16 protein-coding genes and 2 pseudogenes are annotated in these 19,249 nt (G+C 71.9%); 8 read left to right on the forward strand and 10 right to left on the reverse strand.

What is annotated here, in order from left to right; translation table 11 throughout:
- Positions 1–209: 209 nt before the first annotated feature.
- From ACIP4X_RS11115 to ssd, 7 genes and pseudogenes are all read right to left on the reverse strand, one after another.
- Positions 210–566 (reverse strand): annotated as a pseudogene (locus ACIP4X_RS11115) (Rv3654c family TadE-like protein); the annotation flags it as partial.
- Between the two features lie 58 nt (positions 567–624).
- Complete coding sequence (locus ACIP4X_RS11120; RefSeq protein WP_401347850.1) at positions 625–1,017, reverse strand: TadE family type IV pilus minor pilin; 393 nt, start codon at positions 1,015–1,017, stop codon at positions 625–627.
- 28 nt (positions 1,018–1,045) lie between these two features.
- Positions 1,046–1,237, reverse strand: coding sequence for a DUF4244 domain-containing protein (locus tag ACIP4X_RS11125; RefSeq protein ID WP_358733471.1), 192 nt, complete (start codon positions 1,235–1,237; stop codon positions 1,046–1,048).
- A 95-nt stretch (positions 1,238–1,332) separates the two neighbouring features.
- Positions 1,333–2,100 (reverse strand): type II secretion system F family protein, encoded by a 768-nt coding sequence (locus ACIP4X_RS11130; protein ID WP_358733473.1) that lies wholly within the window; start codon positions 2,098–2,100, stop codon positions 1,333–1,335.
- 29 nt (positions 2,101–2,129) lie between these two features.
- Complete coding sequence (locus ACIP4X_RS11135) at positions 2,130–3,020, reverse strand: type II secretion system F family protein (RefSeq protein WP_401347855.1); 891 nt, start codon at positions 3,018–3,020, stop codon at positions 2,130–2,132.
- On the reverse strand, positions 3,013–4,188 hold the full coding sequence (locus ACIP4X_RS11140; RefSeq protein ID WP_401348115.1) for a TadA family conjugal transfer-associated ATPase: 1,176 nt from the start codon (positions 4,186–4,188) through the stop codon (positions 3,013–3,015). The genes ACIP4X_RS11135 and ACIP4X_RS11140 overlap by 8 nt, the downstream gene beginning before the upstream one ends.
- 68 nt (positions 4,189–4,256) lie before the next feature.
- A complete protein-coding gene (gene ssd, locus ACIP4X_RS11145) occupies positions 4,257–5,360 on the reverse strand; it encodes a septum site-determining protein Ssd (RefSeq protein WP_391458760.1) in 1,104 nt (367 codons plus the stop codon).
- A gap of 582 nt (positions 5,361–5,942) precedes the next feature.
- Here ssd and ACIP4X_RS11150 point away from each other — a divergent pair.
- A complete protein-coding gene (locus tag ACIP4X_RS11150) occupies positions 5,943–6,776 on the forward strand; it encodes an HAD-IB family hydrolase (protein WP_358733480.1) in 834 nt (277 codons plus the stop codon).
- Positions 6,777–7,146: 370 nt separating this feature from the next.
- On the opposite strand, the gene ACIP4X_RS11155 is transcribed toward ACIP4X_RS11150, so the two are convergent.
- Entirely contained in the window at positions 7,147–8,010 is an 864-nt protein-coding gene (locus ACIP4X_RS11155) for an oxidoreductase (protein ID WP_391458758.1), read from the reverse strand.
- A gap of 101 nt (positions 8,011–8,111) precedes the next feature.
- Between ACIP4X_RS11155 and ACIP4X_RS11160 the strand changes: the two genes are divergently transcribed.
- Positions 8,112–9,092 carry an ATP-binding protein gene (locus ACIP4X_RS11160; RefSeq protein ID WP_358733483.1) on the forward strand — a complete coding sequence of 327 codons (981 nt, stop codon included), beginning with the start codon at positions 8,112–8,114 and terminating at the stop codon, positions 9,090–9,092.
- Between the two features lie 6 nt (positions 9,093–9,098).
- On the opposite strand, the gene ACIP4X_RS11165 is transcribed toward ACIP4X_RS11160, so the two are convergent.
- The gene (locus ACIP4X_RS11165; protein WP_391458755.1) at positions 9,099–10,361 is read right to left on the reverse strand and encodes a hypothetical protein; all 1,263 of its coding nucleotides are present in this window, start codon (positions 10,359–10,361) and stop codon (positions 9,099–9,101) included.
- Between the two features lie 303 nt (positions 10,362–10,664).
- On the opposite strand from ACIP4X_RS11165, the pseudogene ACIP4X_RS11170 reads away from it, so the two are divergent.
- The 6 genes and pseudogenes from ACIP4X_RS11170 to ACIP4X_RS11195 form a co-directional block, all read left to right on the forward strand.
- Positions 10,665–12,194: pseudogene (locus ACIP4X_RS11170) on the forward strand (SulP family inorganic anion transporter); the annotation flags it as partial.
- 250 nt (positions 12,195–12,444) lie between these two features.
- The gene (gene acs, locus ACIP4X_RS11175; protein WP_391458753.1) at positions 12,445–14,409 is read left to right on the forward strand and encodes an acetate--CoA ligase; all 1,965 of its coding nucleotides are present in this window, start codon (positions 12,445–12,447) and stop codon (positions 14,407–14,409) included.
- A gap of 221 nt (positions 14,410–14,630) precedes the next feature.
- Positions 14,631–16,073, forward strand: coding sequence for a Na+/H+ antiporter NhaA (gene nhaA, locus ACIP4X_RS11180; RefSeq protein WP_401347860.1), 1,443 nt, complete (start codon positions 14,631–14,633; stop codon positions 16,071–16,073).
- A gap of 119 nt (positions 16,074–16,192) precedes the next feature.
- On the forward strand, positions 16,193–16,687 hold the full coding sequence (locus tag ACIP4X_RS11185) for a phage holin family protein (RefSeq protein ID WP_358733490.1): 495 nt from the start codon (positions 16,193–16,195) through the stop codon (positions 16,685–16,687).
- Positions 16,684–17,634 carry an alpha/beta fold hydrolase gene (locus ACIP4X_RS11190; RefSeq protein WP_401347862.1) on the forward strand — a complete coding sequence of 317 codons (951 nt, stop codon included), beginning with the start codon at positions 16,684–16,686 and terminating at the stop codon, positions 17,632–17,634. Before ACIP4X_RS11185 ends, ACIP4X_RS11190 begins: the two co-directional genes overlap by 4 nt.
- Positions 17,635–17,761: 127 nt before the next feature.
- On the forward strand, positions 17,762–17,941 hold the full coding sequence (locus ACIP4X_RS11195; protein ID WP_401347865.1) for a hypothetical protein: 180 nt from the start codon (positions 17,762–17,764) through the stop codon (positions 17,939–17,941).
- Positions 17,942–17,963: 22 nt separating this feature from the next.
- On the opposite strand, the gene ACIP4X_RS11200 is transcribed toward ACIP4X_RS11195, so the two are convergent.
- Positions 17,964–19,163, reverse strand: coding sequence for a MarP family serine protease (locus ACIP4X_RS11200; RefSeq protein WP_401347868.1), 1,200 nt, complete (start codon positions 19,161–19,163; stop codon positions 17,964–17,966).
- Between the last annotated feature and the right edge of the window lie 86 nt (positions 19,164–19,249).

Raw genomic sequence — 19,249 nt, forward strand, 5'->3', positions numbered from 1 at the left:
TAGAGCCGGCTGTCCCTGCCGTGGCTCCCGCAGAGGACGTAAAGCCGGCTGTCCCTGCCCTGGCTCCCACAGAGGCCTCGGACCCTGCCGTGCGCCCTCCAGGCCGCACGGACCCTGCTGTCGGCTCCCCCGGCCCCCACCGCCCCTGCCACGGGCTCCCCGGGCCCCACAGAGGTGTCCGCGGGGGCAACCGGTGCCACCGGAGCATCCACCGGGATCGCCGGCCCCGCTCTCGCCCTCACCTCAGCGGTGAAGGGTCCCCGTTGCGCCGCCGCTGTGACGTCCGAGGTGTCGCCCACGACCGCGCACCGGGCGAGCCGGGCGCCCTGTGCCCGGGCCACCTCCTCCGCCCGGGCACAGGCGGCCGTGCCGCCCTCGGCCCAGTGGCCCGCCGCCGCCAGAGCGGCGAGGTCGGCGGCCCCGGCCGCGCGGTGCCGGTCGACCACCGCCTCCCCCAGGGCGAGACCGATGCCGAACACCACGCACAGCAGGGCGATCGCGCCGACGCTCCACACGGTGGCGGAACCACGGTCCGACAGACGGCGCCCATCACACCCGCCACCGATGAGCCGGCGGAGGCGGCGGGACCCCGGAAGGCGGCCCCTCACGTCCCCGTCCTCCGTTTCACGTCCCCGCTCCCCGCTGTGCGCGCGTCCCGGTCATGTCCTCCACCTCCGCCACGGCTTCCTCCCTCAGCTGGAAGGGCAGCACGCCCAGCCCCGGCGGGTCGGCCACGACGAGCACGTGCACGTGGTCTCCCCGGCGGGTCACCGTGACTGTCGCGCCGTGCGGTGCCACGTCCCGGGCCACTCGGGTCACCGAACCCTCGGGATCCTGGCGGGCGGCGGCCCGGGCCCCCGCCCGTGCCGCGTCCACGCACTGGATCTGCGCGAGCACCACCAGCAGGACCCAGACCAGCGTCGTCACCACGAGCACCAGCACGGGCAGGACCATGGCGGCCTCCGCCGTCACGAACCCCGCGTCGTCGCCCACCCGTTCGGCTCGACGTGCCCGCACCCGTGCTCGTGCCCGTGCCCATGCCCGTTCACATCCGCGCACTGAGCGCTCGCTTCACGATGTTCTGCAACTCCGTCTTGACCTGGCCGCTCGTCACCACCTCGTAGAGCAGTACGGCGAACGCCACCGCCGCGATGATCCCCATCGCGTACTCGGACGTCACCATCCCCGCGTCCCGGCTCGCCAGGGCACGCAGCCGTGCCCATACCTTTCCGTACATCTCAGCCCCCGTGAGGTCTCGGTCTGTTGCTTGGCCTGTCGCTCGGCCTGTTGCCTGACTGTCGGTTCTCTGCCGGTTCCGTTCCGCCGCTGCCCTCAGCCACCACCTCCGCCCAGCAATCCGCCCGCGAGGCCGATCAGCACGGGCAGCACGCCCACCGCGACGAAGGCGGGCAGGAAGCACAGCCCCACCGGTGCGGTGACCAGCACCGCCGCCCGGCGTGCCCTGGCCGTCGCGGTGCGCGCCCGGTCGGCACGGACGTCGGCCGCGAGCCGGGCGGCCGGGCCGGCGGCGGGAAGGCCCGACTCGTCGGCCCGTTCCAGCAGCCGCGCCAGGGCCGCGGCTCCCGGTATCGAGGCGAGTCCGCGCCAGGCATCGGCAGGCTGTCCGCCGAGCCGGACCTGTGCGGCTCCGCGGGCCAGTGCGTCCCCGACGGGACCGCCCAGGGCCTCCCCAACGGCCTGGGCGGCGATCACCGGGCCGGCACCGGCCGCGACGCAGGCGGCCAGCAGGTCGGCCGCGAGCGGAAGTTGACGGGCGGCTTCAGCCGCGCCGGACTCCGCTTCCGGACGGTTCGCCGTCCTTCGCCGCCACTCCCACATCCCGGCCGCCCCGGCGAGCCCGAGCACGAGCCCGGTCAGCCCGCCGACCAGCACCCACCCGGCCCCGGCCACACCCACCGCCGGCAAGCACTGCCGCAGGTCACCCGCCGCACGGAGCCGTGCACGCGAGCCCCGTGCCTCCTCCGCCGTCCGCTCCGTCCCCAGCAGCGCGGCCGTCCGCCGCCGCGCGCTCCGCTCCCGGCCCATCGCCTCCAGCCATCTCACCGTCAGCCACAGGAGCGCCGCCGCCCCCGCGGCCATCCCCAGCCTGTGGACAACACCGCCCGCGCTCACATCGCCTCCGCCGCTCGCACGATCCGCAAGGCCCACCACAGGCCCGCGCCCTCCAGCACGCCACCGATGACCAGGCAGCCCAGACCCGCTCCCGTGTGCAGCAGCACTCGCAAGGGGTCGGCCCCCATGGCCGTGCCCAGCAGGAGTCCGAGGGCCGGCAGGCCGGCGAGCATGACGGCCGTGGCCCTGGCCCCCGACAACTGGGCTCGCAGATCCGCACGTTGGTCGCGCTCCGCCCGCAGTGCCCCTTCGAGCCGGTCCAGTCCGGCCGCCAGGCCCGCACCCTGGTCCACGGCGACCCGCCAGCAGGCCGCGAGGCCGCGCAGGCCCTCGGCACCCGGCTGGCGGGCCGCCCCGGCGAGCGCGGCGGGCACGTCCCCGCCGAACCGGGCCGCCGCCAGCACCGCCGCCTGCGCGTCGCCGAGCCCACCCGAGTCCCGCGCGGCGCACAGCAGCGCCTCGCCCGGCTGCCGCCCGGCCCGTACCTCTCCGGCGAGGGCCCCGCACAGGGCGATCACCGCGTCCGCCCGCCGCTCCTGCCGTCGGCGTGCCGCCCAGGCGACCCGGGTGCGGCGCAGCAGCGGCACCCCGACCGCCCCCGCGACGACCGGCAGCACCGAGGCGCCCAGCACCGCGAGCACCAGCCCGGCGGCCAGTGCCCACCACTCGGCACGCAACCGCTGCCGGACCCGGGCCAGTTGGCGAAGGATCCGGTCGGAGGACGGCTGTCCCGTGCCCTCCGACCCGCCGTCGGCGAACAGCACCCGCGCCCGCCGTGCCGGGGAGTGCCACTCGCCCACCAGCCACAGGCCCAGCAACCACACGGCCGCCCCGGCACACACCGCGCCGACGGCCACCCGGGCCGAGTCCGAGAACCCCTCATCCATCGCGGTCCTCGCCCCCTCTCCCGCTCTCCCTCCGGAGCAGCCCCCGCAGCCGCTCCCAGCCCGGTTCCGCCACGAACGCCTCCGCGCCCCAGCGCAGCGCCGGCACGGTCCGCACCAGTCCCGACGCATCCCGCTCCAGCACCCGCACCTCGGCGATCCGCCGCCGCCCGGAGCGGTCCCGCACGAGGTGCAGCACCACCGACAGCGCGGCCGCCAACTGGCTGTGCAGCGCTGCCCGGTCGAGCCCGGCGGCGGTGCCCAGCGCCTCCAGCCGGGCGGGGACGTCCGCCGCGGCGTTGGCGTGCACCGTGCCGCAGCCGCCTTCGTGGCCGGTGTTGAGGGCGGCCAGCAGATGGACCACCTCGCCGCCGCGCACCTCGCCCACGACCAGTCGGTCCGGCCGCATCCGCAGCGCCTGCCGCACCAGGTCCTCGAGGGTGACCAGGCCCGCGCCCTCCTGGTTGGCGGGTCTGGTCTCCAGGCGGACGACGTGCGGATGGTCGGGCCGCAACTCCGCCGAGTCCTCGGCGAGGACGATCCGCTCACCGGGCCCGGCCAGCCCGAGCAGCGCGCTGAGCAGCGTGGTCTTGCCGGTTCCGGTGCCTCCGCTGATGAGGAAGGACAGCCGGGCCTCGATCAGCGCCCGCAACACGCGGTCCCCGCCGGGCGGCACCGTGCCCGCCGCGACCAGTTCCTCCAGCGTGAACGCGCGTGGCCGAACGACGCGCAGGGACAGGCAGGTGCAGCCGACGGCGACGGGAGGCAGCACCGCGTGCAGCCGGGTGCCGTCGGGCAGCCGGGCGTCTACCCACGGCCGGGCGTCGTCCAGCCGGCGGCCGGCCACGGCGGCCAGGCGTTGCGCGAGGCGCCGTACGGCGGCCGCGTCGGGGAAGGCGACGGCGGCCCGCTCCAGTCCGCCGCCCCGGTCCACCCACACCCGGTCCGGGGCCGACACGAGGACGTCGGTCACCGACGGATCGGCCAGCAACGGCTCCAGCGGACCACTCCCGATCAGCTCGGAGCGCAACCGCTCGGCCGCACCGAGGACTTCCGCGTCCCCGAGCACCCGGCCCTGTTCGCGCAGGGCCTGCGCGACCCGCGCGGGCGTCGGCTCGGCCCCGCTCTCGGCGAGCCACTGCCGTACGCCGTCCAGCAACTCCGCCGGCATCCGGGCCCCGTTGGCGGGCTCGCGCGGCGCGTCCGCAGGCGCCGTCCGCAGGTGTTCGGCAACCGTCCTCATGTCGCCGCCGCCTCGATCAGGGCCCGCTCCCAGAAGGCGGTGCAGAAGCGGGCGAGCGGTCCGCGTGCCACCGCGCCGGGCGGGGTCCTGCCCTCGCCGGAGCGCCGCAGTGCCGAATCCACGGGCACCTCGCCCGCCAGCGGCAGGTTCAGCAGCCTGGCCACCTCACGGTCGTCGAGCCCGGGCGCGTACGGCCCTCGGACCGCCACCCGCAGATCGCGCAGGACCATGCCGACCGCGGAGGCCACCCGTGCCGCGGCCGCCACGGCGCGCAGCTCGGCGGGGACCACGAGCAGGCCGAGGTCGATCTGGGCGAGGGCCTCGGCGACCCCTTCGTCGACGCGGCGGGGCAGGTCGACCACCACGGCGCCGCCGCGCCGACGGGCGGCGGCCAGCACCGCCCGGACGGCCTGCGGCGGGACGGCCACGCAATCGCCGCGGTCCCAGCTGAGCACGCGCAGCGAGTGCAGTTCGGGCAGGGACTCCTCCAGCGCGCCGCCGCCGACTCTTCCGCGCGAGGCGGCGAACGCGGGCCAGCGCAGTCCTTCGGCCGTCTCCCCGCCCAGCAGGACGTCGAGGCCGCCGCCCAGCGGATCCGCGTCCACGAGGAGGGTGCGCAGGCCCTCCCGGGCGGAGGTGACGGCAAGCGCGCAGGCCAGCGTGGACGCGCCCGCTCCGCCACGGCCGCCGATGACGCCCACGGTGAGCGCGGGACGGCCGACGCCCTCCGCGACGTCGGCGATGCGGTCGACCAGCCACTGCTCGCCGTCGGGCAGCACCAGCACATGGTCGGCGCCGATCTCGATGGCGCGCCGCCAGATCCCGGAGTCGTCCTGGTCGCGGCCGACCAGCACCACCCCGCGCCGGCGGGCGGCCCCGCGCACCCGCCGGGCGGCGTCGTCGCCGACCAGCACCAGCGGTGCCGTCTCCCAGCCGCCTCTGCGCTCGGGCAGGCCGTGATGGACCTCGGGTGTGGCGCCGGCCGCCGCGCACAGGCGCAGCAGGTCGTCGAGGAGTCCGGCGTCCTCGGTGACGATCAGTGGTCTGCCCTGCGGCCCTCCGGCCCCGGGCGGTGAATCGTGTGTGACGGTTCCGGCCACGGGTCGAACCCCCTTCACTGCTACCTGTGCGCGGCCGAGCGGCCCCGCGAATCCCGAACATGAGAAGAACCGGCGATCGGCCTTCCCTTTGGACGGCCGATACGGAACCGGCCGCACGCGCCCGGACAATCGGAACCGGCCAAGAACTCGCCGGGAGCGGTGCGCGTCGGAATCACGGTGCAGTGATCCGGAAAATCGTGTGGATCTTGGTCAAAAACTGTGGACGACTCGATGCCTGTGAATATCGCCGTCACCCATACCAGTGACCCGTGTGCTGGTTCCCGTGCGACTTCCACAGAGCAGCGTCACGACTACGCACCGTGACAGATCATGGAGATGGCCCAAAACACCGTGATGCGGCCGATTCGGCCCGGCAACCACGGACGGAAAGGGAGAAACCCACCCGGACATGCGACGACCCCCGCCGGGGGGGAGAGCGGGGGTCGTCTTCACGGCCGACTCGGGGGGGGAGGAGTCGGACCGCGTTGGCACGGTCGCGAACGATCCGTGACTTCCATGGTGTACCCGAGAGCCTTCTCAGGCAAACCCACACGCCCACCTTACGCCGAATGGGCTGCCCCTATGCTCAGGGGCGTGGAAAACCACTCCTTGCCCCGCACAGCGGCCTTCTTCGATCTGGACAAGACGGTCATTGCGAAGTCGAGCACGCTCACCTTCAGCAAGTCGTTCTACCAAGGCGGACTGATCAACCGCAGGGCCGTGTTGCGAACGGCTTACGCCCAGTTCGTCTTCCTCGCCGGCGGTGCCGACCACGACCAGATGGAGCGCATGCGCGAGTACCTGTCCGCGCTGTGCCGCGGCTGGAACGTGCGACAGGTCAAGGAGATCGTCGCCGAGACGCTGCACGACCTGATCGACCCGATCATCTACGACGAGGCCGCTTCCCTCATCGAGGAGCACCACAGCGCCGGCCGCGACGTGGTCATCGTGTCCACCTCGGGCGCGGAGGTGGTCGAGCCGATCGGCGAACTGCTGGGCGCGGACCGCGTGGTGGCCACCCGGATGGTGGTGGGAGAGGACGGCTGCTTCACCGGCGAGGTGGAGTACTACGCCTACGGCCCGACGAAGGCGGAGGCGATCCGCGAGCTGGCCGAGTCCGAGGGGTACGACCTCAGTCGCTGCTACGCCTACAGCGACTCGGTGACCGATCTGCCGATGCTGGAGTCGGTCGGGCATCCGCACGCCGTGAACCCCGACCGGGCGCTGCGCCGGGAGGCCGTCGCGCGCGCGTGGCCGGTTCTCGACTTCCACCGGCCGGTGCGGCTGAAGCAGCGACTGCCCGCCTTCTCGGTGCCGCCGCGTCCGGCCCTGGTCGCGATGGCAGCCATAGGCGCGGCGGCGGCCACCGCGGGGCTCGTCTGGTACACGAGCCGGCGCCGGAACTCGATCGCCTGATCCGCCGCTGGGCCACCTTGGAATGCCGCACGGCACTTGCGCGTCCGTTTAGTTCCTGTTTGAACCCGAAAGTAAAGAAGTGCAGCCGGGGGTTCCGCTTGTACCCCGCTTGCAGTACAAAGGACTCGACGGCCCGCGAGACCGAAGGACATCCGCAAGGATCACCTTCAAGAGCGCTATTGGCCCCACGGACCGAGCATGAACACCGGGCACCCACGCGACGTCGACCCGTCGATTACGGGCCAGCCGCACCAGGAACGGGCAAAGATCCCGACCTGATGGGCGACATTTCGAGGACGCTTGGTAACTCGATGCTCATGCCAGCGGCGGTACGAGTTCTCGTACCGCCGCATCCCTGTGTCCGGGTCCGTCACGCCGCCCCGCGCTGGAGCGCCTCACACACCGCCGTGGACTCGCGCGCGCCCAGTTCCACCGCCCTGGCGCAGTGGGCGATCCAGGCCGCCATGCCCTCCGGGGTGCCGGAGACATAGCCGTCGAGGGCGGCCAGGTAGGCCGCGCGGCCCAGTTCGGCGTGGCCGACCTCGGCGGGGCAGACCGACTTGGGGTCGAGACCGCTGCCGACCAGGACGATGCGCTCGGCCGCCCGGGCGATCAGCCCGTTGCGGGAGACGAAGGGGCGCAGCGCCAGAAGCTCGCCGTGCACCACGGCCGCCGTCACCAGGGCGGGCGCGGAGCTGCCGGCGATGAGCAGCTCCGACAGGCCCTCCAGCCGCCCGGAGACCTCGTCGGCGCTCGGCGGCGGCAGTTCGATCAGCGGCTCACCGACTTCCTCACCCGCCTGGCGCGGCCGTCCGACCGCGTCCTCCTGGCTCGCGGCGGCGACCAGGTGCAGCCGGGCCAGCACCCGCAGGGGCGACTGCCGCCAGATGGACAGCAGTTGCCCGGCCTCCGCCGTCAGCCGCAGGGCGGCGCCCACCACCCGCGCCTCGTCGTCACCGCTGAAGTCGGAGCGGCGGCGCACCTCCTCCAGCGCCCAGTCCGCACCGGACAGGGCGGCGGAGCCGCGCGCGGCGCGCAGCGCCGCCTCGGAGGTGACCTCGTTGCTCCTGCGCCGCATGACCCGGTGCCCGTACACCCGGTCCACGGCCTTGCGTACGGACTCCACGGACTCGGCCACACCGGGCAGCACACCCAGGGCCGCGAGGGGATCCCGCATGCTCGAGCTCGTTCGGGAGCTTGGCGGAGGCTCGGCGGTCGCGCCTGTCGTACTCATGAGTAAGACCCTACGGGCCCGAGCAACCCCGCCCCACGATGGAGTGGTCTTCTTCACGCACCCCTCCACGCTCAGCGATCGGGCCGCTACGCTTCGTGAACATGAAAATTGCTTTCGTCGGGAAGGGCGGCAGCGGCAAGACCACCCTGTCCTCCCTCTTCATCCGGCATCTCGCGGCCACCGGCGCGCCCGTCGTCGCGATCGACGCCGACATCAACCAGCACCTGGCGGCCGCGCTCGGCCTGGAAGAGGCGCAGTCCGCCGCACTGCCGGCGATGGGCGACCAGTTGCCGCTGATCAAGGACTGCCTGCGCGGCACCAACCCGCGCATCACCTCCGCCGAGACGATGATCAAGACGACCCCGCCGGGCGAGGGCTCGCGCCTGCTGCGCCTGCGCGAGGACAACCCGCTCTACGACGCCTGCGCGCACCCGGTGGAACTCGACGGCGCGGCCGTCCGTTTGATGGTCACCGGCCCCTTCACGGACGCCGACCTGGGGGTCGCCTGCTACCACTCCAAGACCGGGGCGGTGGAGCTGTTCCTGAACCACCTGGTGGACGGCCGCGACGAGTACGCCGTGGTCGACATGACGGCGGGCTCGGACTCCTTCGCCTCCGGCATGTTCACGCGCTTCGACATCACGTTCCTCGTCGCCGAGCCGACCCGGAAGGGGGTCTCCGTCTACCGCCAGTACAAGGAGTACGCCCGTGACTACGGGGTCGTGCTGCGCGTCGTCGGCAACAAGGTGCAGGGGCGGGACGACCTCGACTTCCTGCGCGCCGAGGTCGGCGACGACCTGCTCGTGACCGTCGGGCACTCGGATTGGGTGCGCGCCATGGAGAAGGGCCGGCCGCCCCGGTTCGAGTTCCTGGAGGACGCCAACCGCCGCGCCCTGCGCATGCTCCAGGTCGCCGCCGACGCCACCTACGAGCTGCGCGACTGGGACCGCTACACCCGCCAGATGGTGCACTTCCACCTGAAGAACGCCGCCTCGTGGGGAAACGAGCGGACCGGGGCCGACCTCGCGGCCCAGGTCGACCCCGGCTTCGTCCTCGGCGAGGGTGTCACCGCCCCGGCGTGAGTCCCGCTACGGCCTGGGCGCCCCGGGCACGCCCTTGGGGGCCGGGGCCGGACGGGACGACAGGAAGGACGCCCAGCCCTGCTTCGGGGCCTCGCCGACCTCGAGGGTCCGCAGCCGGTCGAGGGTCCGCGGGTCCTGGGCGTCCAGCCAGTCGGCCAGCTGGTGGAAGGAGACACAGCGCACGTCGGGCTTGTTGCACACCTCCTTCACGACGTCCTCGACGGCGCGCATGTAGGTGCCGCCGTTCCAGGACTCGAAGTGGTTGCCGATCACCAGCGGGGCGCGGTTGCCGTCGTAGGCCCGGCGGAAGCCCTTGAGCAGGCCGTCGCGCATCTCCTTGCCCCAGTAGGCGAACTTCGCGGGGTCGCCCTGGGTCTGCGTGCCGGACTGGTTGACCATGAAGTTGTAGTCCATGGTCAGCTGCTCGAAGGTGTGCCCGGGGAAGGGCACGAGCTGCATCGACAGGTCCCACAGGCCGTCCTTCTTCTTGGGCCACTCCTGGTTGTTGACGCCGCTGCTGTCGTAGCGGAAGCCCAGCCGGCTCGCCGCCTTGACGAAGTTCTTCTGGCCCTCCAGGCACGGGGTGCGGCCGCCGATGAGCTCCTTGTCGTAGTCGAAGGGCAGCGAAGCGGCCTTTTTCATGCCGGTGTTGGTCCTCCAGGTCTTCACGAACTGCTTGGCCTGGGAGATCTCGCTCTTCCACTCGTCGACCGACCACTTTCCGACCCCGCCGTCGGGGCCGCAGAAGTGACCGTTGAAGTGGGTGCCGATCTCATTTCCCTCCAACCAGGCCAGACGCGCCTGTTCGACCGTGTCGGCGATGCCCTGCGCGTCGTTGAAGCCGATGTCGGAGCTGCCGGGGGCGTGCCGGGGCGGCCGGTACAGGTCCCGCTTCTCCTCCGGGAGCAGGTACACGCCGCTGAGGAAGAAGGTCATGGTCGCGTTGTTGGCCTTGGCCACCTGGCGGAAGCGGGAGAACAGCTTCTGACTGTCCTCCCCCGCCCCGTCCCAGGAGAAGACCACGAACTGCGGCGGCTTCTCACCGGCCTTGAGCCGCCCGGGCCTCGGCAGGTGCGGCTGCGCTCCGGTGTACGCGGTGGACCCGTCGCCGATCAGGCGGACGACACTGCCGGGCAGTCCCGGGCCCTTCTGCGGGGCGCCGGGCGCGCCCTGCCTCGACGCCTCGGGGCCGCTCGCGCAACCGGCGAGTGACGAGGCGCAGACCGCGGCGACGGCGACGCCCACGGCGATCCTCTGGTTGGCGGCCATGTTCCGCCCACCTTCTTCCTTCTCTCGTCCAACGCCGAGACGGCGTGTGCTGGTGATGTGCCGGACGGGCCGACAGCGCCGTCAAGATCGCACGGACCGGAGAAGGAATTTGTATGACAAGCCGATAAAAGGTCCACTTCACTCAACGAGGTGATTTGCTGCCCCATTTGAGCAGACGATCTAGGCATGGGCTTTACGCGGCATTACGATTGCTTTACCAAGCGTTGAATCCGTTGTTCCCTCTGAATCCCCTTGCTCCAGGCGCGAGTTCCGCGCCCACGCCATCCCGAGGAGACGGTGAACATGCCGCCCTGCGCCCCCGACGACACCGCGAAGTCCGCCCGCACCGAGCGTGCCCACCCGCCCCACAGCCCGCCCCGGCGCCCACGTCGCCTCCGCCTCGCGGGCGCCGACATGTCGGCCTCCGTCGCGGTTTTCCTGATCGCCCTGCCCCTCTCCCTCGGCATCGCCCTGGCCACCGGCGCTCCGCTGCGGGCCGGCCTCGTGGCCGCCGCGGTGGGCGGACTCGTCGCCGGACGGCTCGGCGGTTCGCCGCTCCAGGTCAGCGGACCCGCCGCCGGACTCACCGTCGTCACCGCCGACCTGATCAGCCGTTACGGATGGCGTACGACCTGCGCGGTCACCGTTCTCGCCGGTCTCGCCCAACTCGCCCTCGGCTGCCTGCGCGTGGCCCGCGGCGCGCTCGCCGTCAGCCCCGCCGTCGTGCACGGCATACTCGCCGGGATCGGGGTGACCATCGCAGTCGCCCAGGTGCACATCGCCCTCGGCGGCAGCCCGCAGAGCTCCGTGCTCGACAACCTCCGTGCACTGCCCGCCCAGTTGACCGCTCTCGACCCGGCAGCCCTCGCGGTGAGCGCGCTGACCCTGGCGGTACTGCTGTCCTGGCCACGCATGCCCGGCCGGGCGGGCCGCCTGCTGGGCAGGGTGCCGGCCGCGCTCGTCGCCGTCGCCGCGGCCACCGCCGTCGCCTCCCTCACCGGGCTGGTGCTGCCCAGGGTCGACCTGCCGTCCTGGCGCAGCCACGCCCTGGCCGGACTGCCCCAGGGGCCGGTGCTCGGACTCGTCGCCGCGGTGCTCGGCACCACGCTGGTGTGCAGCGTGCAGTCGCTGCTCGGCGCCGTCGCCGTGGACAAGTTGGTCGCGAGTCGCCCGGGACCGGCCGTCCGGACCGGCCGCTCGGACCTGGACCGGGAACTGCTCGGCCAGGGCGCCGCCAACGTCGTCTCCGGCGCGCTCGGCGGCCTGCCGGTCGCCGGGGTGGCCGTACGGAGTACGGCGAATGTGCGCGCGGGTGCGGTGAGCCGGAACTCCACGATGCTGCACGGCGTTCTCGTAGTGATCGCCGCGCTGCTGATGGTCCCGGTGCTGGAGTTCGTCCCGCTCGCCTCGCTCGCCGCCCTGGTGATGGCCGTCGGCCTCCAGATGGTGTCCCCGCACCACATCCGCACGGTGACCCGCCACCGGGAGGCGCCGGTGTACGCCGCCACCGCCCTCGGCGTGGTCGTCCTCGGCATTCTGCAGGGCGTGGCTCTCGGTGTCGCCGTAGCCGTCGCCGTCGCCCTGCGCCGCCTCGCCCGCACCCGCATCACGCACGAAGAGCGGAAAGGAGTCCATCACCTTGAGGTGCGAGGGCAGTTGACGTTCCTCGCGGTGCCACAGCTCAGCCGGGCCCTGCATCTCGTGCCCCCGGGAACCACCGTGGTCGTCCGGCTGGACGGCTCGTTCATGGATCACGCGGCGTACGAGTCACTGCGGGACTGGCAGCGGACGCACAGCGCTCAGGGCGGCTCGGTCGAGCTCAGCGGCTGCCGTCACCCGGAGTCCTTCACCCGGACCGAAGCGGAAGTGACGGAGACTCCGCAGGCGGGAGCACCATCACTTACAGTCAGTGACAATCAGGGCGCGCTGAGCAAGAAAGGAGTCCAGGGCTGAACCTCCGGGGACCGTCACGCGTGACCCGTGAATGAGCGGGTGTCAGGATAAGAGGGGTTGACCGACACCCTGGAGCCCTCGGAGAATCGGGCGCGTTAATTGGTCTAAACCACTGGGACGGTGTGCGACGATGGCAGACAACGAGCGTTCTTCACTCTCCAACCTCCTGAAGGAGGAGCGACGTTTCGCACCGCCCGCCGACCTGGCCGCGAACGCCAACGTCACGGCGGACGCGTACGAGCAGGCCAAGACCGACCGGCTCGGCTTCTGGGCGGAGCAGGCCCGCCGGCTGACCTGGGCCGTGGAGCCGACCGAGACGCTCGACTGGTCGAACCCGCCGTTCGCCAAGTGGTTCAAGGACGGCACGCTCAACGTGGCATACAACTGCGTCGACCGGCATGTCGAGGCCGGACACGGCGACCGGGTCGCGATCCACTTCGAGGGTGAGCCCGGCGACCACCGCGCCATCACCTACGCCGAACTCAAGGACGAGGTCTCCAAGGCCGCGAACGCCCTGCTCGAACTGGGCGTCCGGAAGGGCGACCGGGTCGCGATCTACATGCCGATGATCCCGGAGACCGCGGTCGCGATGCTGGCCTGCGCCAGGATCGGTGCCACGCACTCGGTGGTCTTCGGCGGCTTCTCCGCGGACGCGCTCGCCACCCGCATCCAGGACGCCGACGCCCGGGTCGTGATCACCTCGGACGGCGGTTACCGCCGCGGCAAGCCGTCCGCGCTCAAGCCGGCCGTCGACGAGGCGGTCGGGCGCGTGGACAGCGTCGACCACGTGCTCGTGGTCCGCCGCACCGGCCAGGAGGTCGCCTGGACCGAGGGCCGGGACCTGTGGTGGCACGAGATCGTCGACCGCCAGCCGGCCGAGCACACCCCGGAGGCGTTCGAGGCGGAGCACCCGCTGTTCATCCTGTACACCTCGGGCACCACCGGGAAGCCGAAGGGCATCCTGCACACCTCCGGCGGCTACCTCACGCAGGTCGCGTACACGCACTGGGCGGTCTTCGACCTCAAGCCGGAGAGCGACGTGTTCTGGTGCACCGCCGACGTCGGCTGGGTCACCGGCCACTCGTACATCGTGTACGGGCCGCTGGCCAACGGCGCGACGCAGGTCATGTACGAGGGCACGCCGGACACCCCGCACCAGGGCCGCTTCTGGGAGGTCGTGCAGAAGTTCGGCGTGACGATCCTCTACACGGCGCCGACCGCGATCCGTACGTTCATGAAGTGGGGCGACGACATCCCCGCGAAGTTCGACCTGTCCTCCCTGCGCATCCTCGGCTCGGTCGGTGAGCCGATCAACCCGGAGGCGTGGATCTGGTACCGCAAGAACATCGGCGGCGACCGCACCCCGGTCGTCGACACCTGGTGGCAGACGGAGACCGGCGGCATGATGATCTCCCCGCTGCCGGGGGTGACCGACGCCAAGCCCGGCTCGGCCCAGCGGCCGCTGCCCGGCATCTCCGCCACCGTGGTGGACGACGAGGCGAACGAGGTGCCCAACGGCGGCGGTGGCTACCTGGTGCTCACCGAGCCGTGGCCGTCGATGCTGCGCACCATCTGGGGCGACGACCAGCGGTTCATCGACACCTACTGGTCGCGGTTCGAGGGCCGCTACTTCGCCGGTGACGGCGCCAAGAAGGACGACGACGGCGACATCTGGCTGCTCGGCCGCGTGGACGACGTGATGCTCGTGTCCGGGCACAACATCTCCACCACCGAGGTCGAGTCCGCCCTCGTCTCCCACCCGTCGGTCGCCGAGGCGGCCGTGGTCGGCGCGACGGACGAGACCACCGGACAGGCCATCGTCGCCTTCGTGATCCTGCGCGGCGCGGTCACGGAGACCGAGAACCTGGTCGGCGAGCTGCGTGACCACGTCGGCTCGGCACTCGGCCCGATCGCCAAGCCCAAGCGGATCCTGCCGGTGGCGGAGCTGCCCAAGACCCGCTCCGGGAAGATCATGCGGCGCCTGCTGCGTGACGTGGCGGAGAACCGGCAGCTCGGAGATGTCACGACGCTGACCGACTCCACCGTCATGGACCTCATCCAGACCAAGCTCCCCGCGTCGTCCAGCGAGGACTGAGCGGGGACCGCCCGGAATCCGGGCGGGGAGTGAGTACGGCGTCAAGGGGCACTCGGCGCGACAAGCGCCCGGTGCCCCTTCCGCACCGGCGAACGGAAGCCGGACCCGCTCGGCTCCGCCTTGGGTAAGGTGGGCGGGACAAAACAACGGAAGAAACCCTCAGGTGCGCCGGGAAGTCTGGTCGGCATGTGATCCGTCATGCCCACCGACCGGAGGTTCCCGTGACCGCGCCCCGCACCGATATCCCCACACGCAAGTTCCTCGGCCGGCTGTCCCTGCCCGAGCGGAACTTCGTGGCGGACGCGCTGCGCACCGAGACCGTCGGTGGTGTGATCCTCCTGCTCGCCGCGGTCGCCGCCCTGCTCTGGGCGAACATCCCGGCACTGCGCGGCAGCTACGAGAGCCTCGGGCACTTCCACCTGGGCCCCGGCTCCCTCGGCCTGAACCTCTCCGTGGAGCACTGGGCCGCCGACGGACTGCTCGCCGTCTTCTTCTTCGTCGCGGGCATCGAGCTCAAGCGCGAACTCGTCGCCGGGGACCTGAAAGACGCCAAGGCCGCGGTCCTTCCGGTGATCGCCGCGCTGTGCGGCATGGCGGTACCGGCCGTCGTCTACACCCTGACCAACCTCGGCTCGGGCGGCTCGCTCGGCGGCTGGGCGGTGCCGACCGCCACGGACATCGCCTTCGCGCTCGCCGTGCTCGCGGTCATCGGCACCTCGCTGCCCAGCGCCCTGCGCGCCTTCCTGCTGACGCTCGCCGTCGTCGACGACCTCTTCGCGATCCTGGTCATCGCCGTCTTCTTCACCGGCCACCTGAACTTCGCCGCGCTCGGCGGGGCGGCAGCCGGACTCGTCGTCTTCTGGCTGCTGCTGCGCAAGGGCGTGCGCGGCTGGTACGTGTATGTGCCGCTCGGTCTGGTCATCTGGGGGCTGATGTACAACAGCGGTGTACACGCCACCATCGCCGGCGTCGCGATGGGCCTGATGCTGCGCTGCGTCCCCCACGAGAACGAGAAGGCCTCCCCCGGCGAGCGCATCGAACACCTCGTACGGCCCCTCTCGGCGGGCCTGGCGGTGCCGCTGTTCGCCCTGTTCAGCGCGGGCGTCTCCCTCTCGGGCGGGGCGCTGGCCAATGTGTTCACCCGGCCCGAGACTCTCGGTGTCGTCCTTGGACTGATCGTCGGCAAGACGGTCGGCATCTTCGGCGGGACCTGGCTCACCGCCCGCTTCACCAGGGCGTCGCTCAGTGAGGACCTCGCCTGGGCCGACCTGTTCGCCGTGGCCACGCTCGCCGGGATCGGCTTCACCGTCTCCCTGCTCATCGGCGAACTCGCCTTCACCGGCGACGCGGCGCTCACCGACGAGGTCAAGGCCTCCGTCCTCGTCGGCTCCCTCATCGCGGCGATTCTGGCCACCGTTCTGCTGAAGATACGCAACGCCCGGTACCGGAGGCTGTGCGAGTCCGAGGAACGGGACGACGACCTCGACGGCATCCCGGACGTCTACGAGCAGGACGACCCCGCCTACCACCTGCGCATGGCCGAGATGCACGAGCGGAAGGCCGCAGAGCACCGCCGGCTCGCCGAGGAGAAGGCAACCGAAGGGACACAGGGGCTTGCCGAAGTGCCCGGCAGGGCAAGCGACGAGGACGGCGGTCCGGCATGATCTGACGGGACGGTACAAATGACAGGAGCGTTCCCAGTCGGGCAGAAGTCAGGCAGCGGCAGCAGCCGGACACAACCGACGGAACAGAATCCGCAGTCAGGCAGGAGAGGAAGACCGCGATGAGCGCACCCGACGGCAGCCCGGTCGGCGCCGAACGCAGCATCGGCCAGCTGTTCGCCTCGGCGACCACCGAGATGTCGGCGCTGGTGCACGACGAGATCGCACTGGCCAAGGCCCAGCTGCGGCAGGACTTCAAGCGCGGCGCGACCAGCGGCGGGGCGTTCAGCGTGGCCGGTGCGCTGCTGCTCTTCTCCCTGCCGATGCTCAACTTCGCGCTGGCGTACGGCATTCACACCTGGAGCAAGTGGAACCTCGCCGTCTGCTTCCTGCTGTCCTTCGCGGCCAACGTCCTCGTCGCCGGCGTACTGGCCCTGATCGGCGTGCTCATGGCGAAGAAGGCGAAGAAGAGCCAGGGCCCGCAGAAGGTCGCCGCGTCCATGAAGGCGACGGCCGGAGTGCTCCAGAACGCCAAGCCGCACCCCCGTCCGGAGCCGGCCGCCCTGGAGGACCGCTCCCCCGCGGCCATCGAGGCTGTGGCACGCTCGACCTCATGACGGAGCCCGCCACCCCTTCGGCGCAATCGACGCCGGTCGTCCGGATCGACCTGCCCGGCGGCAGGAAGGTGACACACCGGGACGTCGCGGCCAACGGAGCCCGCTTCCACATCGCCGAGCTCGGCGACGGACCGCTGGTCCTGCTGCTGCACGGCTTCCCGCAGTTCTGGTGGACCTGGCGGCACCAGCTGGTCGCCCTCGCCGACGCCGGTTTCCGGGCCGTCGCGATGGACCTGCGCGGCGTGGGCGGCAGCGACCGTACGCCCCGCGGTTACGACCCGGCCAACCTCGCCCTGGACATCACCGGCGTGGTCCGCTCGCTCGGCGAGCCGGACGCCGCGCTGGTCGGCCACGACCTCGGCGGCTATCTGGCGTGGACGGCGGCCGCGATGCGCCCCAAGCTGGTGCGGCGGCTCGCGGTGGCCTCGATGCCGCACCCCAGGCGCTGGCGTTCGGCGATGCTCGGGGACGTCCGGCAGACGGCGGCGAGTTCGTACATCTGGGGGTTCCAGCGGCCCTGGATCCCCGAGCGGCAGCTCGCCGCGGACAACGGCGCCCTGGTGGCCCGGCTCGTACGGGACTGGTCGGGGCCGCGGCTGCCGGACGACGAGGCGGTGGAGACCTACCGCCGCGCCATGTGCATCCCCTCGACGGCGCACTGCTCCGTCGAGCCGTACCGCTGGCTGGTGCGCTCCCTGGCCCGGCCCGACGGCATCCAGTTCTACCGCCGGATGAAGCGGCCCGTGCGTGTGCCGACACTGCATCTGCACGGCTCCCTCGACCCCGTCCAGCGCACCCGCAGCGCGGCCGGCTCGGGCGAGTACGTCGAAGCCCCCTACCGCTGGCGCCTCTTCGACGGCCTCGGCCACTTCCCGCACGAAGAGGACCCGGTGGCGTTCTCGACGGAGCTGGTCAACTGGCTGAAAGACCCCGAACCGGATCGGTGACCCGGCCGATGCGCCCGGTATCCGAACGTGAACAGCTGTCCTGCGAACTGCCAATTGCCCGGCGCATAGGCCAATTGGGGAGTCCGCGGGCGGTTATCGACCATGGGGCGGGGGCAGACGTCCCGGTATGGGCTGGACGCACGACTACAACGACGTAGCACGCACCCGCCGTTCGGTGAGCGGTCCCAACTCCCACCAGCGCGGCACTCCGCAGTCGGCGGACACGGACCCGAGGGTGGGCATTCCCCGCATCCTGCGCCGCCGAGCGCGCTGGGTCTCCGTACGGCTGCGTCACAGCCGCAGCTGACCCCGGCACGGGCCGGGAGGGCCTACAGCGCGCAGTCGTCGCTGCCCACCTGCTGGTCCGCGGTACGACCCCGCGCGATGTCCTGCTGGATCTCGTCGATCGTGAGCGCGTAGCCGGTGTCGGCGTCGTCGAGGGACTTGGCGAACACCACTCCGTACACCCTGCCGTCGGTCGTGAGCAGCGGCCCGCCGGAGTTCCCCTGGCGCACGGTGGTGTACAGCGAGTAGACGTCCCGGCGCACAGTGCCACGGTGGTAGATGTCCGGGCCGCTGGCCGTGATGCGGCCGCGCACGCGCGCGGCCCGGACGTCGTACGACCCGTTCTCCGGGAAGCCGGCGACGATCGCGCCGTCGCCGCTGCGCGCGTCGGTGCCGGTGAACTTCAGGGCCGGCGCCTTGAGGTCCGGCACGTCGAGCACGGCGATGTCGCGGTGCCAGTCGTACAGGACGACGGTGGCGTCGTACTTCCGTCCCTCGCCGCCTATCTGCACGGTGGGTTCGTCGACTCCGCCCACGACGTGCGCGTTGGTCATGACCCGGCGGTCGCCGAAGACGAAACCGCTGCCCTCCAGCACCTTGCCGCAACTGCGCGCGGTGCCCATGACCTTGACGACGGACTGCTTGGCGCGCAGGGCGACGACGCTGTTCGCCAGCGCCGGGTCCGGCGGCCGTACGTCGGTGATGGGCTCGTCGGCGAACGGGCTGAAGACCTGCGGGAAGCCGTTCTGCGCGAGGACGGAGGTGAAGTCCGCGAACCAGGTGTCGGCCTGCGCGGGCAGCACCTCGGAGACGCCGAGCAGCACCCGGGAGTTGCGCACCTCCTTGCCCAGCGTCGGTATCGTCGTGCCGCCGAGGGCCGAGCCGATCAGCCAGGCGACCAGCAGCATGGCGACGACGTTGACCAGGGCGCCGCCGGTCGCGTCCAGGGCGCGGGCCGGTGACCAGGTGATGTACACGCGCAGCTTGCTGCCGAGGTGGGTGGTCAAGGCCTGGCCGATCGAGGCGCAGACGATCACGACGACGACGGCGACGACGGCCGCGGTGGTGCTGACCGGCGTGTTGTCCGTCATCGCGTCCCAGATCACCGGGAGCGTGTAGACGGCGAGGAGGCCGCCGCCCAGGAAGCCGATCACCGACAGGATGCCGACGACGAATCCCTGGCGATAGCCCACGACCGCGAACCACGCGGCGGCGATCAGCAGCAGGATGTCCAGCACGTTCACCGCGTCGAGCCTCGCCTCATCATGTTCCGATCACCCCAGGCCGGCCTGTGTCTTCCTGGAGTTCCGCCCCCGGCAGCACCGCCGCG

The organism is Streptomyces sp. NPDC088817 (assembly GCF_044750345.1).
Lineage (GTDB): Bacteria > Actinomycetota > Actinomycetes > Streptomycetales > Streptomycetaceae > Streptomyces.

Excerpts from the sequence above, each read along its gene's own strand:
- ACIP4X_RS11185 (WP_358733490.1), top strand. The coding sequence starts at position 16,193 with ATGAGCGCACCCGACGGCAGCCCGGTCGGCGCCGAACGCAGCATCGGC.
- ACIP4X_RS11150 (WP_358733480.1), top strand. The coding sequence starts at position 5,943 with ATGCTCAGGGGCGTGGAAAACCACTCCTTGCCCCGCACAGCGGCCTTC.
- ACIP4X_RS11195 (WP_401347865.1), top strand. The coding sequence starts at position 17,762 with ATGGGCTGGACGCACGACTACAACGACGTAGCACGCACCCGCCGTTCG.
- acs (WP_391458753.1), top strand. The coding sequence starts at position 12,445 with ATGGCAGACAACGAGCGTTCTTCACTCTCCAACCTCCTGAAGGAGGAG.
- ACIP4X_RS11190 (WP_401347862.1), top strand. The coding sequence starts at position 16,684 with ATGACGGAGCCCGCCACCCCTTCGGCGCAATCGACGCCGGTCGTCCGG.
- ACIP4X_RS11135 (WP_401347855.1), bottom strand. The coding sequence starts at position 3,020 with ATGGATGAGGGGTTCTCGGACTCGGCCCGGGTGGCCGTCGGCGCGGTG.
- ACIP4X_RS11160 (WP_358733483.1), top strand. The coding sequence starts at position 8,112 with ATGAAAATTGCTTTCGTCGGGAAGGGCGGCAGCGGCAAGACCACCCTG.
- ACIP4X_RS11125 (WP_358733471.1), bottom strand. The coding sequence starts at position 1,237 with ATGTACGGAAAGGTATGGGCACGGCTGCGTGCCCTGGCGAGCCGGGAC.
- ACIP4X_RS11155 (WP_391458758.1), bottom strand. The coding sequence starts at position 8,010 with ATGAGTACGACAGGCGCGACCGCCGAGCCTCCGCCAAGCTCCCGAACG.
- ACIP4X_RS11165 (WP_391458755.1), bottom strand. The coding sequence starts at position 10,361 with ATGGCCGCCAACCAGAGGATCGCCGTGGGCGTCGCCGTCGCCGCGGTC.
- ACIP4X_RS11140 (WP_401348115.1), bottom strand. The coding sequence starts at position 4,188 with ATGCCGGCGGAGTTGCTGGACGGCGTACGGCAGTGGCTCGCCGAGAGC.
- ACIP4X_RS11130 (WP_358733473.1), bottom strand. The coding sequence starts at position 2,100 with ATGGCCGCGGGGGCGGCGGCGCTCCTGTGGCTGACGGTGAGATGGCTG.